General features: G+C 74.8%; 15 protein-coding genes and 2 tRNA genes. 4 read left to right on the top strand and 13 right to left on the bottom strand.

Features of this window, described 5'->3' with window-relative positions:
* Positions 1–5 precede the first annotated feature (5 nt).
* Positions 6–431 carry an ATP-binding protein gene (locus OG218_RS17155; protein WP_328294445.1) on the bottom strand — a complete coding sequence of 142 codons (426 nt, stop codon included), beginning with the start codon at positions 429–431 and terminating at the stop codon, positions 6–8.
* A gap of 46 nt (positions 432–477) precedes the next feature.
* Positions 478–846 carry an STAS domain-containing protein gene (locus OG218_RS17150; protein WP_328294444.1) on the bottom strand — a complete coding sequence of 123 codons (369 nt, stop codon included), beginning with the start codon at positions 844–846 and terminating at the stop codon, positions 478–480.
* Between the two features lie 205 nt (positions 847–1,051).
* Between OG218_RS17150 and OG218_RS17145 the strand changes: the two genes are divergently transcribed.
* Complete coding sequence (locus tag OG218_RS17145) at positions 1,052–3,418, top strand: DEAD/DEAH box helicase (RefSeq protein WP_328294443.1); 2,367 nt, start codon at positions 1,052–1,054, stop codon at positions 3,416–3,418.
* Here the strand turns inward: OG218_RS17145 and OG218_RS17140 are convergent.
* The 8 genes from OG218_RS17140 to OG218_RS17105 form a co-directional block, all read right to left on the bottom strand.
* Entirely contained in the window at positions 3,370–3,756 is a 387-nt protein-coding gene (locus tag OG218_RS17140) for an Rv3654c family TadE-like protein (protein ID WP_328294442.1), read from the bottom strand. The genes OG218_RS17145 and OG218_RS17140 overlap by 49 nt on opposite strands.
* Positions 3,753–4,100, bottom strand: a complete 348-nt coding sequence (locus tag OG218_RS17135) for a TadE family type IV pilus minor pilin (RefSeq protein ID WP_328294441.1) — start codon at positions 4,098–4,100, stop codon at positions 3,753–3,755. The genes OG218_RS17140 and OG218_RS17135 overlap by 4 nt, the downstream gene beginning before the upstream one ends.
* Positions 4,097–4,282 (bottom strand): DUF4244 domain-containing protein, encoded by a 186-nt coding sequence (locus OG218_RS17130; protein ID WP_328294440.1) that lies wholly within the window; start codon positions 4,280–4,282, stop codon positions 4,097–4,099. Before OG218_RS17130 ends, OG218_RS17135 begins: the two co-directional genes overlap by 4 nt.
* Before the next feature lie 133 nt (positions 4,283–4,415).
* On the bottom strand, positions 4,416–5,021 hold the full coding sequence (locus tag OG218_RS17125) for a type II secretion system F family protein (RefSeq protein ID WP_328294439.1): 606 nt from the start codon (positions 5,019–5,021) through the stop codon (positions 4,416–4,418).
* Positions 5,018–5,599: a hypothetical protein gene (locus OG218_RS17120; RefSeq protein WP_328294438.1), complete on the bottom strand. Its 582-nt coding sequence runs from the start codon at positions 5,597–5,599 to the stop codon at positions 5,018–5,020. The genes OG218_RS17125 and OG218_RS17120 overlap by 4 nt, the downstream gene beginning before the upstream one ends.
* The gene (locus OG218_RS17115; protein WP_328294437.1) at positions 5,596–6,762 is read right to left on the bottom strand and encodes a TadA family conjugal transfer-associated ATPase; all 1,167 of its coding nucleotides are present in this window, start codon (positions 6,760–6,762) and stop codon (positions 5,596–5,598) included. Before OG218_RS17115 ends, OG218_RS17120 begins: the two co-directional genes overlap by 4 nt.
* Positions 6,759–7,862 (bottom strand): septum site-determining protein Ssd, encoded by a 1,104-nt coding sequence (gene ssd, locus OG218_RS17110; protein WP_328294436.1) that lies wholly within the window; start codon positions 7,860–7,862, stop codon positions 6,759–6,761. Before ssd ends, OG218_RS17115 begins: the two co-directional genes overlap by 4 nt.
* Positions 7,863–8,252: 390 nt before the next feature.
* Positions 8,253–10,283, bottom strand: a complete 2,031-nt coding sequence (locus OG218_RS17105; protein ID WP_328294435.1) for a penicillin-binding transpeptidase domain-containing protein — start codon at positions 10,281–10,283, stop codon at positions 8,253–8,255.
* A gap of 56 nt (positions 10,284–10,339) precedes the next feature.
* Here OG218_RS17105 and OG218_RS17100 point away from each other — a divergent pair.
* The 3 genes from OG218_RS17100 to OG218_RS17090 all read left to right on the top strand — a co-directional run bounded on the left by OG218_RS17100 (position 10,340) and on the right by OG218_RS17090 (position 11,759).
* A tRNA-Ser gene (locus OG218_RS17100) sits at positions 10,340–10,430 on the top strand.
* 169 nt (positions 10,431–10,599) lie between these two features.
* Positions 10,600–10,672, top strand: a tRNA-Arg gene (locus tag OG218_RS17095).
* A gap of 559 nt (positions 10,673–11,231) precedes the next feature.
* On the top strand, positions 11,232–11,759 hold the full coding sequence (locus tag OG218_RS17090; RefSeq protein ID WP_328294434.1) for an Lsr2 family DNA-binding protein: 528 nt from the start codon (positions 11,232–11,234) through the stop codon (positions 11,757–11,759).
* A 105-nt stretch (positions 11,760–11,864) separates the two neighbouring features.
* Here the strand turns inward: OG218_RS17090 and OG218_RS17085 are convergent, their stop codons facing one another.
* From OG218_RS17085 to upp, 3 genes are all read right to left on the bottom strand, one after another.
* The gene (locus OG218_RS17085; RefSeq protein ID WP_328294433.1) at positions 11,865–12,590 is read right to left on the bottom strand and encodes a PH domain-containing protein; all 726 of its coding nucleotides are present in this window, start codon (positions 12,588–12,590) and stop codon (positions 11,865–11,867) included.
* Positions 12,591–12,646: 56 nt separating this feature from the next.
* The gene (locus OG218_RS17080) at positions 12,647–12,772 is read right to left on the bottom strand and encodes a hypothetical protein (protein WP_328294432.1); all 126 of its coding nucleotides are present in this window, start codon (positions 12,770–12,772) and stop codon (positions 12,647–12,649) included.
* Between the two features lie 188 nt (positions 12,773–12,960).
* Positions 12,961–13,596 (bottom strand): uracil phosphoribosyltransferase, encoded by a 636-nt coding sequence (gene upp / locus OG218_RS17075; RefSeq protein ID WP_328294431.1) that lies wholly within the window; start codon positions 13,594–13,596, stop codon positions 12,961–12,963.
* Positions 13,597–13,600: the final 4 nt, after the last annotated feature.

Genomic DNA, 13,600 nt, shown 5'->3' with positions numbered 1-13,600 from the left:
GCGCGTCAGTGCGCGTAGTGCCCGGGGCCGTCGACGGCCTGACGGGTCCAGCTGAGGGCGACGCCGTCCGCGGACGCCGTCTGCTCGCTGGTGTCGGCCATGCCGGCCATCAACGCCAACGAGAGGGAGTCCGTCTCGGAGAGGTCGGACCCCGTGTCGGGCAGGGGCTCGCCGTGCGCGTCGCACTGCACGACCGTCACGTCCAGGCGGTCCTGGTCGTCGCACAACCGCATGTCGACGAGACCGACGGGCGCGGCGGAGGTCCGGGTGCCACCGGCGACGGCGCGCGCGCACGCCTCGCCGATGGCGATCCGGATCTCGTCGAGCTGGTTCTCGCCGAACCCGGCCCGCCGGGCCACGGAGACCGCCACGAGCCGAGCGGTGCGTACGTGCTCGGCGAGCGGTGAGAACCGCAGGGTGACGGTGGGCACGGGTTCGACGATTCCTGTTGCTCGAGGGGATCCGGGGCGTGCTCGGTCAGGACGAGGCGTTGGCCTCGTCCGTCGCCGACGAAGCGGCGATCGCGTCGGCCACGGTGTCGTGGATCGGGAAGACCTTGGTCAGCCCCGTGATCCGGAACACCTTGAGGATCTTCTCGCGCTGGCACACGAGGTGCAGCGAGCCGTCGTGCGAACGGACCCGCTTGAGGCCTCCGACGAGGACACCGAGCCCGGTGGAGTCGAGGAACTCGACACCCTCCATGTCCACCACCAGGTGGTGGTGGCCGGCCCCGACGAGTTCGTTCAACCGCTCGCGCAGGGTCGGTGCCGTGTACACGTCGATCTCGCCGGACACCTCGACGACAGTCCGGCCGCTCTCCTCGCGGCTGGTCACCGACAGGTCCACTGGGACCCTCCTCGCTGCTGGTTGATGCTCGCTGGTCGCGGAGCAGACGTGCGTGCTCTGGGCTGCCTTGCGAGGGCCGTCGTGCACTGCCCTCCCTTGCATTCAACCATCGCGCTCCGTGAGCAGCTTGTCCAACTTCGGCCACGTCGTCCCCCCGGGGAGTGCCTCGCCCCGGGACCGGGCCGATCGGGGGGACACTGGCGGCGTGGAATCCCGCTGGCAGCACCTGCTCGACGCCGGTGTCCGCAGCGACCGCGTCCGCCACGTCGAGAACCTCCCCGGGCGCGCCGGTGAGCGGCTGCCGTGGCCCGGGTGGGCCGACCCGGAGGTCGTGGCGGCCCTCGAACACGGAACCGGTGGGCTGCCCTGGCGCCACCAGGTCGAGGCGGCCGACGCGGTCTGGGCCGGGCGCTCGACCGTGCTCTCGGCGGGGACGGCGTCGGGGAAGTCGCTCGCCTTCCAGCTGCCGGTGCTGACCTCGCTGCGCGCCACCGCCGCCGCCGCCCCGAACGGCAAGGGCGCCACCGCGCTCTACCTCTCGCCCACCAAGGCGCTGGCCGCCGACCAGGACGCGAGGTTGCGCGCCCTCGGCCTGGACGCGCCGATCACCAGCACCTACGACGGCGACACCCCGCCGGAGGTGCGCCGCTGGATCCGCGAGCACGCGGGGGTGGTCCTGACCAACGTCGACATGCTGCACCGTTCGGTGCTGCCCGGGCACGAGCACTGGGCGAGCTTCCTGCGGAGGTTGCGCTTCGTGGTCGTCGACGAGCTGCACACCTACCGCGGGGTCTTCGGCGGGCACGCGGCCGCGGTGCTGCGTCGGCTGCGTCGGATCGCGGCGCGCTACGGCAGCGAACCGGTCTTCGTGCTGGCCTCGGCCACGGTCTCCGAACCGGCCACGACGGCCCGTCGGCTCACCGGGGTCGACGTCCACGTCGTGGCCGAGGACACCTCGGCCCGGCCGCCGGTCTCGGTCGCGCTGTGGGAGCCACCGCTGCGCGCCGCGCCCGCGGGCCCCGACGGGTCGAAGCCCGCCGAGCCGTCGCGCCGGACGGCGACGGCCGAGACCTCCGACCTGCTGGGCGACCTCGTCGCCGACGGGGTCCGGACGCTGGCCTTCGTCCGCAGCCGGGCCGGGGCGGAGTCCGTCGCGGCCGGGGCCCGGCGTCGACTCGCCGAGGTCGACCCGTCGCTGGGCGAGCGGGTGCTCGCCTACCGCGGTGGCTACCTCCCCGAGGACCGCCGGGTGCTGGAGGAGGGTCTGCGTTCCGGACGGGTCGTCGGCATGGCGACCACCAACGCCCTCGAACTCGGCGTCGACGTCGCCGGCCTCGACGCCGTCCTCGTCGCCGGGTGGCCGGGCACACGGGCCTCGTTCTGGCAGCAGATCGGTCGTGCGGGACGTCGGGGGAACCCTGCGCTCGGGGTCCTCGTCTGCCGGGACGACCCCCTGGACACCTACCTCGCGCACCACCCGGAGGCGTTGTTCGGCGTCGGCGTCGAGGCGACGGTCCTCGACCCCGACAACGCCTACGTCCTGGCCCCCCACCTGGCCGCGGCGGCGCAGGAACTGCCGTTGACCGAGGCCGACCTGGAACTCTTCTCCCCCGTCGCCCGCGACGTCGTCGACCTCCTGGTGCGACGAGGTCTGTTGCGGCGCAGGGTGAACGGCTGGTACTGGACCCGACGCGACCGCGCCTGCGACCTCACCGACCTGCGCGGGGCGGGCGGCAGCGTGCGGATCGTCGAGGAACGCACCGGCCGGGTCCTCGGGACGATCGAGGCGAGTTCGGCCGATTCCCAGGTCCACGACGGGGCCGTCCACGTGCACCAGGGACGGACCTACGTCGTGGACCACCTCGACCTCGAGGACGGCCTCGCGACCGTGCACCCGGAACCCGAACCCGGCTACACCACCCACGCCCGGTCGAGTTCCGACGTCCGGGTCCTCGCCGTCGACGGGACCCACCGCGCCGGGCCGGTCACGATCTCCTCCGGGGTGGTCGAGGTGTCCAGCCAGGTCACGGGTTTCCTGCGCCGGCTCGTCGGCTCCGGGACCGTCATCGGCGAACGTCCGCTGGAACTCCCGGAACGTCGACTGCGGACCCGGGCCGTCTGGTGGACCCTCGACGAGGACGTCGCCGAGGGGGTCCTCGGAGACGTCCTGCGCCTGCCCGGTGCGCTGCACGCCGCCGAGCACGCCTCGATCGGGATGCTGCCGCTGCTGGCGACCTGCGACCGCTGGGACCTCGGCGGACTCTCCACCGCACTGCACGCCGACACCGGCCTGCCCACCGTCTTCGTGCACGACGCCGTCCCCGGCGGAGCGGGTTTCGCCGACCGCGGGCACGCCCGCGTCGAGGAGTGGCTGACCGCCACCCGCGACGCCGTGCTCGCCTGCCGCTGCGCGCAGGGGTGCCCCGGTTGCGTGCAGTCGCCCAAGTGCGGCAACGGCAACGAACCCCTCGACAAGGCGGGCGCCGTCGCCGTGCTCGACGTGCTCGTCGCCGCGCTCGTGGCTCACCACGACGCCCTCGGGTCCGTCCCCGGGGCGGTCTCGGTCGCCTGACCTGCGCGGGCCCGGGCCCGGGCCGGACCGAGGACCCCGGCGAGACCCGACGGCCGGACGCTCGCCCCCACGAGCACCGAACCGTCGTCCGCCACGACGCACCCCGCCGGGGCCGCGCCCTGCGCGAGCAGCACCTGCCGGGCCCGGGCGCACGGGTCACCCGCGGCCCGGCCCACGACCACGTCGGCGCCCGCGAGCGCCGCGAGGTCGGCGGCGGCCTCGGCGCGGTGCCGGGCCAGCACCGCGCCGCAGAGCGCGAGCACCAGCAGGAGCAGCGAGATCAGCGCCGAGCAGATCCCCAGCACGAGGACGCTCCCGCTCCCCTCGTCGCGTCTCACCCCTCCACCGCCGCGGTCGCGCTCGCCCGGGCCGGCACCGAACCGCCGAGCGGCCCGACCAGACGCGCGGCGGAGCTCACCTCGACGACGACGTGACCGGGGGAACGGGTGACCGAGACGCCGGCGCCGTCCGGGGCGAGGGCCGCGGCGGCGGCGCGGACGACGTCCGGGTCCTCCCCGCGGGCGGCCACCCGGGCCCCGGCGCGGGCCGCGTCGACGCACTGCACCTGGGTGAGCACGACACGGACCGCACCGAGGGCCAGGGCCAGCAGGACGAGCACCGCCGGCAGCGCCAGCGCGAACTCGGAGGTGACCGAACCGGTGTCCCGTCCTGCTCCCCTCATCCCAGGCTCAAACCCTGCCGGACGATGCCCAGCAACATCCCGCGCACCTCGTCGCTGCGCAGGATCGCGATGAGCAGCGCGGCGAAACCGCACGCCGCCAGCGTCGCCATCGCGTACTCCGCCGTCGCCATGCCTGCATCGCGGGGAATCTCCTCCACCGGTTCCTCGACGTCCTGGTTCAACTCGACCTCCTCTGGTTCGGCGCCGGATCCTCCGGCCCGCAACCACTCTCGACCCGGAGGACGGAGGTTTCCGGTGTGCGCCGGGCACCTGTGGACGGATCCGCCGCCGTCCGGCCCTGTGGAGACCGCGGCGTCACGAACCCGTCCCGAGGACCTGCCCGGCGAGGGTCAGCACGACGGGGACCACCCCGAGGAGGAGGAACGCCGGCAGGGTGCACAACCCCAGCGGCAGCACGAGGAGCGCGGACAACCTGGCTGCGGCGGCCTCGGCGTTCCACCGGCGGGTGGCCCGGGCCGAGGACGCCGCCGACGCGAGCAGCGAGGCCGCGGGTGCACCCGTGCGGGTGGAGAGCAGCAACGCGTCGGCCAGTTCGTCCCACCGGGCGGTCTGCGCGGTCACGGAGTTCCAGGCCTCCTCGGGCGCAGAACCCCAGGACAGCTGCACCGCGACCCGGCGCAGGGTCGGGTCCTGGGGCACCCCGGCGGCCGAGAGCGCGTCGAGCGTCGCCTCCAGCGCCCGCCCCGGGGGCAGGCCGGCCCGCACGGCGGCGGCGACGAGGTCGAGGACGAGCGGGACGTCGGCCGGTTCGACGCTCCCCCGACGCACCCCGGGCGCCCGGGCCAGGCGGCCACGGAGGGCCCGCAGCCGGCCTCGGGGCAGCCGGGGCCCGGAGGGGCCCCCGCCCGTGACGACCAGGACCGCGGCCCCGAGGACGAGCCCCGTCAGCAGACCGCTCACCGGGCCGCTCGTTCGGCGGACGCCACCAGCCGGGCGCTCCAGGACCAGCCGAGCACGAGCAGGACCCCGCCGACGGCGCCGGCCAGCCGCCCCGGTCCGGAGCCGAGGGCCTCCCACGGGGGTGCGCCGAGGGCGGCACCGAGCGCGAGGCCGAGCAGGGGCAGCGCCGAGACCGTCCGTGCGCTCACCCGGGCCCCCGCCAGCGCCGCGCGGACCGCGGCCCGGGCGGCGGCGTCGGCCCGCAACCCCTCGGCGGCGGCCTCGAGCGCGTCGGCGGCCGGGGCACCGGTCGCCGTGACGAGTCGCCAGACGGCGCGCACCGCGACCGGGGAGGCCTCGGCGGGCCCCTCGACGCCTCCCCCGGCGTGCTCCCAGACCAGGGCGGGGGCGATCCCGGCCCGCAGCAGGGCGGCGGCCCGCTCGGCCTGCCGGGCTCCGAGGAGGGCCTCGTCACCCGCCTTCGGGCGGTTCGCCCGCCGTGGTCGCGGGCTGCCGACGTCGGGGGCGCGCGGGACCCGCCGTCCGGGTGCCACCAGGACCGCGACCCCGAGCAGCCCGCCGACGAGGAGCCCGCTCACCCCCGCACCTCGCCGGCGAGGTCGAGCAGCCCGGCGAGGCGCTCCCAGCCGGGACCCGGCTCCTCCCGCCCGGCCACCAGCGCCGGGACCACGACCGCGCGTCCGCCCTCGGCGGCGACCACGCCGACCTCCACGAGCCCGCGGGCACCCGCTCGGCGGGCCACGTGCAGCACGACGTCGATCCCCGCCAGCACCTGGGCGTCGACCGCCCCGGGGGTCAGCCCCGCCGTCGAGGCCAGCGCGTGCAGGCGGGCCGGGACGTCGGCGGCGGTGTTGGCGTGCACGGTCCCGGCCCCACCGGCGTGCCCGGTGTTCAGGGCGGCGAGCAGGTCGCGGACCTCCGCGCCGCGGCACTCCCCCACCACCAGGCGGTCCGGGCGCATCCGCAGGGCCTGCCGCACGAGGACGTCGAGGCCGACGGCGCCACGGCCCTCGACGTTGCCGTGCCGGGCCTCGAGACGGACGACGTGGGGGTGGTCGGGGCGCAGTTCGCCGGAGTCCTCGACGAGCACGATGCGTTCGTCGCTGCCGACGAGACCCAGCAGGGCCTGCAGCAGCGTCGTCTTGCCGCTGCCCGTCCCGCCGCTGACGAGGAACGACGTCCGGCGCGCGACGACGGCGCGCAGGACCGGTGCCCACCCGGCCGGGACCGCTGCTCGGGCGAGGAGTTCGGGGAGGCCGAAACGTCGCACGGCCGGCACCCGCAGGCTGAGGTGCGTCCCGTCGGGGGAGAGCGGGGGCAGCACCGCGTGCAGCCGGGTCCCGTCGGGCAACCGGGCGTCGACGAAGGGGCTCGCCTCGTCGAGGCGTCGTCCGGCGCCGGCGGCGAGCCGGACGGCCAGGGTCCGGACCTCCGCCTCACCGTCCAGGGTGACGTCGGCGCGGCGCAGACCGTCCCCGTCGTCGATCCAGGCCGCCCCCCCGCCGTTGACCAGCACGTCGGTGACCCCGTCGAGCTCCAGCAGCGGCTGCAACCGCCCGGCGCCGCGCACCGCGGCCCCGACCCCGTCCAGCAACCGCAGCAGGTCGGGCGCCGCGAGCACGACCCCCTCGGCCCGCGCGGCGGCGGCGACCGTCGGCGGATCGGGGGTCGACCCGTTGCGCGCCAGACGGTCACGGACCCGTTGGACGAGGTGGAAGAACTCCTCCTCGGGCAGCCTCACGAGGTCTGGACCCAGTCGCGGGCGCAGGCCAGGGCGAAGCTGCGCAGCCCGCTGCGGCGGCCGCCGGGGACGCCCTCCCCCCGCTCCAGGCCGACGTCGAGGTCGCGGTCGGGGCGGACCACCCCGGCCAGCGGTGCCCCGGCGGCGTCGGCCACGTCCTCGGCGTCCGTCCCCGTCCCGACGTCGCGCACCACCAACCGCACCGGGGCGGTCGTCGCGGCCCGCAGCTCGTCGACGACGACGCAGGCCGCCGCCGCGGCCCGGGTCGTCCCCGGGACGACGACGAGCACTTCCGCGCACGCCCCCAGCACCGGTCCCAGCCCGTCCAACCCCGCTCGGGGCAGGTCGAGGACGGTTGCCGCGAACGCCCGGCGGGAGGCCTCGACGACGGCCCACAGCTGGTCCGGGGCGGGTCCCCGACCTCCGCGGCGGTCGGTCGCCAGGACCTGCAGCCCGGCCCCGAGGCGGACGCTGGCGCGCAGCACGTCGGGGCTGATGCGCCCGTCGACGCCGGCCAGGTCGCCCCAGCGCAGCCCGGGCAGCGCGTCCGCTCCGAGCAGCAGGTCCAGGCCGCCGGAGCGGGGGTCGGCGTCGACGAGGAGGCAGCCACCCAGGGTGTCCGCGAGCGCCCGGGCCAGTCCGGCGGCGAGGACGCTGGCCCCCGCACCGCCGACACCGCCGACGACCGCGAGCAGGGTGCCGGACCCGCCGGGTCCGGTGGCCGCGTCGGTGAGCAGTTCCAGCAGCCAGTTCTCGGCCTCGGGGAGCAGGACGGCGTGGTCGGCGTCCACCCCCGCCGCGCTCTGCCACCAGGCGGGCCCGACGGGGGCGCTGCCCACGACGACCACGGCGAGGCCGGGCCGTCGGAACGCGTCGAGTTCCGCGGGGTCGGTGCCCGCGTCGGCGAGCACGAGGGCCGGTTCCTCCGACGGGGCACAGGTGCGTCGGAGGACGCACCCGGCCGCGGCCGCCAACCTGACGACGGCGGCGGCGAGCTCGTCGTCGTCGGTGAGGAGCAGGACGGGACCGGTTCGGGAGGCGGTCGGTCGCGGGACGGGTCCGGGGGTTCGGGGACGGCTGCGGGGGCCGGGGACGGGCACGGGTCGCTCCTCACGGTGGTCGGGGGACCACCGTGCGGGCGCCGGGCAGCGACCCGGCGCCGCGGGAGCGTGGGCTGTGGACGGAGGGGCTCGGCGGGGGCCTGTGGAGACCGCGGTGACGTCACGCGGTGCGGCTGGCTACGCCGGGAGATGACCCGGGAGATGAGGAGACGGCCCCCGCTGGGGGGGAGCGGGGGCCGTCCACGGTCCGGCTCGGGGGGGATGAGCCGGGCCGCACGTAGCCCACAGGGCGTACTGCAGCATCCTCACCCCATCCAGGGGCCCTTGGCAATTCCTTCGGAGGGTTTGGTGGGAGATTTCGTGGCGAACCCGGTCCGGGGAGTCCCGGGTCCTCACCGGACCTGCACAGGAAGGCTCCCCCGCGACCCGTCACAGGCCTCCGGTGGCGTCGAGACGGCGCAGGAAGTCGGCCGCGATCGGTGCCGCCACGACACCGCCGCTGGACCCGTCGGTGACGAACACCGCGAAGGCCAGCTGTCCCTGGAAACCGATGGTCCAGGCGTGCGTCGCGGGTGGTTGCGCCGTTCCGTACTCCGCGGTCCCCGTCTTGGCGTGCACCGGTTCGCCGGGAACCCCCGCCAGGACGGTCGCCGTCCCCGCGGTCACGACGTCGCGCATGAGGTCGGCGACGCTGCCCAGCAGGGCCGGGTCGGCCGCACTGGCGGGGGCGGACGGGGCGGCGGGGGCCGGGTCGAGGACGACGGTGGGAACGCGCAGCTGCCCGGCCGCCACGGAGGCCGCGGCCACCGCCATCGCCAGCGGGCTGACCAGCGTCCGGCCCTGGCCGAAGCTCGCGGCGGCCAGGTCCACGGCGGAGTTCGCGGTCGGCACGGAACCGGCGAACGCGTCGACCCCGGCCGACCACGGCGCCCCCACCCCGAGTTCGGCGGCCGCCGTGGGCAGCGAGTCGTCGGCCAGTCGGGGGCTGAGGCTCGCGAAGGCGGTGTTGCAGGACTTGGCGAAGTCGGTGCGGAAGGGGACGTCCCCGAACGCCTCGTCCTCGAAGTTGGAGAACGTGCGGCCCTCGACCGTGTAGGTCGGGGTGCACGGCACGTTCTCCTCGACGTCCAACCCGTCGCCGAGCAGGGCCAGCGTCGTCACCACCTTGAACGTCGACCCCGGGGGGAACCGGCCGGTCAGCGCCCGGTCGCCGCCGTCGACGGGGAAGTTCGAGGCGGCGACGACGTCACCGGTCGCGACGTCGACGGCGACGAGGGCGGCGTCGGCCGGGCTGGCCGTCAACGCGGCGTCGGAGGCCAGCTGGACGGTGGCCACCAGGCTCGTCCGCACCGGTTGCCCGGGCAGGGGTTCCACCCGCACGAGCTGGCTGGAGCGGGCGTCGGTGCCGCCCTCGGCGCGCACGGTGATCCCGGCCCGCCCCGCGAGGCGTTCGTCGTAGGTGGCCTGCAACCCCGACAACCCGGCGAGGTCGCCGGCCGCGTAGCGACCCCCGGCGGCGGCGATGGTGTCCGCGGTCGCCTGCCCGACGCTCCCCAGCAACGCCCGCGCGAACCCGCGCGACGGCGCCAGCGGCAGCGTCGACTCCGCGAACACCGTGCCGGGCAACGGCTGCAGGACAGACTTCTGTACGTCGTAATCGCTGCGGCGCAACGTGATCACGTCGACGAACGCATCAGGGGCGGCCTGCTGGATGCGGGTGGTCAGAGCGGCCGCGTCGACCCCGAGGGCCGCGGCCAGGGCCGCCGCCGTGGCCGCCGGGTCGCTCGTCCGCGAGGGTTGCACCCCCACCCGGACGACCGGGGTCTCGGTCACCACGGGCGAACCGTCGCGGGCCAGGACGTCGGCGCGCGGGGGCAGTTCCCGGTCCACCGCGAACGTGGCCCCGGACGCGAGTTCCGGGTGCACCAGCGCGGGTTCCCAGACCCCGCGCCACTTCGCCGTGTCCCCCTCACCACTACGGGTCAGGCGCAGGGTGGTCGAGTAGGCCAGCACGCTGCCCGCGGCCGCGCCGTGGCCGGCCGCGAGGTCGAACGACACGGCCAGCGTCGCCGTCGCGCTGCCCTGCTCCGCGCGGCCGGTGTCGACCCCGGTCACCGTCACCGTCGGCGGCGGGCTCGCGAGGGTGCCGGTGAGTCGGGCGTACTCGGCACCCAGGTCGGCGGGCGGCGTCGCCCCGGCCGCGGCGACGAGGTCGAGGTCACCGAAGCGTCCTTGCGTCCACCCCGTCGCGACGGCACGAGCGGCGTCCTCCGCCCCGGCCGCGGGGTCGGTTCGGGACCGCGACCACCACCAGGCACCGGCCCCACCGGCGAGGAGAACGGCCCCGGCGGCCGAACCGGCCACCACCGCTCGGCGCCGCGGGCGTCCGCGCAGGTCAGCGGGTGGGCCGTCCCCGGGGGGTGGGGTGGACCGGCGGGGCTCCTCGGCGTTGTCGCTCATCGACACCGATGCTCGCACGCTACCCAGGCGGTGCTCCTGCTAACCTTCAGTGCGTTGGAGGTGTCGCCTAGTCCGGTCTATGGCGCCCGCCTGCTAAGCGGGTTGGGGGCTACAACCCCCTCGCGGGTTCAAATCCCGCCACCTCCGCCGGAGCGAAGGCCCCGGTCGCCACGAGCGACCGGGGCCTTCGTCGTCCCACCCGGCGCAGCAGGGGCGCCTCGCGGTGGCGCTCGGATGCGCTGCGCCGCAATCGATTGGTGACGAGGGCGGAAGCCCGCTACAGTAGTCCAGGACAGCGCGCCACGGCGGGCTGCCGGCGCCCGTAGCTCAACGGATAGAGCATCTGACTACGGATCAGAAGGTTAGGGGTTCGAATCCCTTCGGGCGCACACCTCAGCTCCATCCAGGGCCCCTCCGCGGGGCCCTTCTCCATGTCCGGGCTCTTCCACCCTCCTCCCGGCCTCGGGTCCACCCTCCGTCCGGGACCGGCCGGGCCACCCGGAGGACGCTGTCACTGCTCCCCCTCCCCGCCCGGCGCGACGTTCCCCGACTCCCCCGGGGCCGCGTTCCTGCGACCTTTCCCGGACCTCCGGGTTCCCGGTGACACCCCCGCTCCCTCCCGGATCCGGGATCCGGAGTTCGCCCGCGGCATTGTCGGCCGGGTTCCGGCGGGAGTTCCGAGGCGCGTTCACACCGGGTTCGGAGGGGTGGATACCGGCGGCCTCACAACGCCCCGGAGAACACCGGGAACCCCCTCTCCCGGGCCGGGAGGTTCGATCCCGCACCCATCACGAGGAGCTCACGGACAACACCGCGGAGGTGAACCCCGACAACTCCCCCGTGAACCCGGGGAACTCCGTGAGAATTCGTCCTTCGATGCGCGAACTACCGCAGAACTGTGGTTTCATTGCTTCAGCATTGATCAACTACTTCCCCCAGGAGCTCAGCATGGCAAGTCACGACGTTGCACTGAAGGTGGCCACCGAACTGCCCGTCGGTGCCGTCGACCTCGAGATTCCCGTCAAGCGGAACGGTCGCAAGATCGGCACCTTCACGGTGAACGCGAACGGTGTCTCGTGGAACCCGGCGACGGCCAAGGCCGCCACCAACGTGGCGTGGGAAGACCTTCCCGCCGCGCTGGCCGGCACCCCGGCTGCTGCTCCGGCCGCTGCTGCTGCTCCGGCCAAGAAGGCCGCCCCGGCGAAGAAGACCACCGCCAAGAAGGCCGCTCCGGCGAAGAAGGCCGCCCCGGCTCCGGTCGAGGAAACCCCGGCGCCCGTCGTCGAGACCCCGGCGCCCGCCGCCGCGACCCCGGCCAAGAAGTCCGCCAAGAAGGTGGCGAAGAAGTCCGCTCCCTCCACGGCTGCCGTCGACGCCCGCGCCGTGCGCGAGTGGGCTGCCACGCAGGGGATCGCCGTCGCCCCGCGCGGCCCGATCTCCTCGACGATCATCGACCAGTTCCGCGCCGCTCAGTGAGCTGACGCACCTGCACGAACGACAGGGGCGGGGTCTTCGGACCCCGCCCCCTGTCGTGTGTCCGGGGCCGGCTGGACGGGCCCGCGGGAACGAGCCGGGAAACGGTCAGCGGAACCTGGCCGGCCACGCCCGGCGCGCCATCCGCCACACCTTCGACCCCACGGGTCGCGGCGCGTCCGCCGCGCCGACCTCACCGAACAACTGCTCGCAGATGCGCACGTACACCTGGTCGGGCATCGGCAGGCGGTCGACGTCGCTCAGGGCCTGGTCCTGGCCGGCGGATTCCATGACGAGCTCGCCGTAGCCCAGGAGCCGGCCCAGGATCGTCCGGTTGTAGCTCATGTCCGTCACCTTCGACAGCGGCATCATCGCCACCTGGCGCTTGATGACCCCGTAGGTCAGCAACAGCCGTTTGTCGGTCGCGATGAACCAGTCCCCGCGCCACTGCAGGTACTTCCAGTAGGCCCGGCCCAGCACCACGACCCAGGCCAGGAACAGCAGGTTCGGCAGGTGAGGGACGTCATCGACCCGCGGGACCAGCCACAGGACGGCCAGCAGGGCGAGGACGCAGGTGAGCACGGGTTCCGCCAGCACCACCAGGTGCCGTCGCAGGCACACCAGACGCTTCTCGGTGCCGAGGACGTAGCGGCGCACCGAACGGGGTGGCCTTTCCCACAGCGGGTCCGGTCCGGGCTCCTCGTCGAGCGGCGGGAGCGGGTCCTGCTCCACCAAGGAATCGACGGAATCGTCGGGCGAATCGTCGTCCTCCACCTCGAGGACCTCCCAGGTGCCGTCCTGACCGGTTTTCCGCAGTCGGGTGCCGGAAAGCATCACCAGTTCCCGGGCCTCGTCGCGAGGCTCCGGGTTCTGGCCTCGTCCCGAGCGGTTCAGCTGAGCAACCCGTCGAAGAAGTTCAGGATGCTGGTCACGACGGTCTTCAGCGCTTCGCCGACGGAACGGACGAAGTCCGCCGCCTGGTCAGGCGCCTTGTAGACCGCATAGAGGGCGAACACCACCACTACCCACCACAGAACTCGACGCCACTTCACCGGGTCGGCTCCTTCCCGCGTTCCCCCGAACGCCTGATGTCGATCACGGATCGTGTACACGAATGTGCTGAACGGGGGACATCCTGCCGGAAAGCCGGGCGCAGCACGAAGCCCCGCGCCGCGACGTCCTCGACACGGGGCTCCGGGGGTTCTCAGACGACGCCGTAGAGGCGGTCGCCGGCGTCCCCCAGCCCCGGGACGATGTAGCCGTTCGCGTCGAGGCGCTCGTCGACGGCGGCCGTGACGATGCTCACCTGGGCGTGGTCGTCGAACGCGGTCCGCACCACCTCGATCCCCTCCGGGGCGGCGAGCAGGCACAACGCGGTCACGTCCCGGGCACCGCGTTCCAGCAGGAAGTTGATGGCCGCCACGAGCGTTCCGCCGGTCGCGAGCATCGGGTCGAGCACGAACACCTGCCGGCCCGAGAGGTCGTCGGGCAGCCGGTTCGCGTACGTCGTGGCCTGCAGGGTGGTCTCGTCGCGGATCATCCCCAGGAACCCGACCTCGGCGGTGGGGAGCAACCGGACCATCCCGTCGAGCATGCCGAGCCCGGCCCGCAGGATCGGGACGACGATCGGCTTCGGGGAGCGGAGCCGGACACCGGTCGTCGTGGTGACCGGGGTGGTGATGGGGTGCGGTTCGACGGCGACGTCCCGCGTCGCCTCGTAGGCCAGCAGGGTGACCAGTTCGTCGGCGAGGCGACGGAACGTCGGGGAATCGGTCCGCTCGTCACGCAGAGCGGTCAGTTTGTGGGCCACCAGCGGGTGGTCGATGACGGACAGGCGCATGACG

It is taken from the genome of Kineococcus sp. NBC_00420 (assembly GCF_036021035.1).
GTDB lineage: Bacteria > Actinomycetota > Actinomycetes > Actinomycetales > Kineococcaceae > Kineococcus.
This window is presented reverse-complemented; position numbering and strand designations above follow the sequence as displayed.